Source organism: Pseudoalteromonas porphyrae (assembly GCF_001298125.1).
Lineage (GTDB): Bacteria > Pseudomonadota > Gammaproteobacteria > Enterobacterales > Alteromonadaceae > Pseudoalteromonas > Pseudoalteromonas neustonica.
In genome coordinates, this window is record NZ_LHPH01000071.1 from 1 (window position 1) to 816 (window position 816).

The 816-nt window shown below is 42.0% G+C and carries 1 protein-coding gene; it reads left to right on the forward strand.

From position 1 onward, the window contains the following. On the forward strand, positions 1-810 hold an 810-nt coding region (locus ADS77_RS21175; protein ID WP_152960664.1), incomplete at its 5' end, for a transposase. Positions 811-816 lie beyond the last annotated feature (6 nt).

The following is an 816-nucleotide window of genomic DNA, read 5'->3' on the forward strand; positions in this document are numbered from 1 at the left end:
ATTCAAGGCTACAACGGGATAGCAATAAATGACGACAAGCACCAAGTTATACTGCAAGCACAGGCATGGGGCTCAGTGGGTGAGCAACAAACCTTACAGCCAGCGGTTAAACAATTAAAACAGCAGTTAGATAAACTGAACACAGATAAATCCGCAGACAAACACACAATCAAATTTACCGCAGACAGTGGTTTTAACAGCGAAGTAAACCTTGAAWACATGGCGAAAAGTGGCTTTGATACTTATATTGCGGATAACCAATTTAGAAAACGAAACCCGCTGTTTAAAGACAGTCAAACGTATGAAACAGAGCAAGAAAAACGCCGACTAAAACGCAGTAAAGGCAAGCCACGGTTATTTACCTCAGAGGACTTTCATTATGATGAAACAACCCAAACCTGCCTCTGCCCCGCAGGCAATGGTATGTGGCGAAGCGGGGTTAATGTAAAGAGTCACAATCAAGAATACACGCGATTCTGCGGTTACTTAAAAGATTGCAAAGTATGCCCACTGCAACAGCAATGCATGCGAAAGCCACCAATAAAAACAGGRCGGCAAGTACAGTTTAAAAATGATGAATCACGTAAAAAGCTAAGCTATATCGACAAAATGAAAGTTAAAATAGACAGTCCAATGGGGCGACGGCAGTACAGCAGACGACTTGGATGTATAGAGCCCGTGTTCGGGAATATTACAGTCAATAAAGGCATGAACAAATTGACCTTACGCGGACAAACGAAAGTGAATGCGCAATGGCAACTGTATTGCCTTGTTCATAATCTAGAAAAGCTGAGAAACACGATACATTAATAAGGG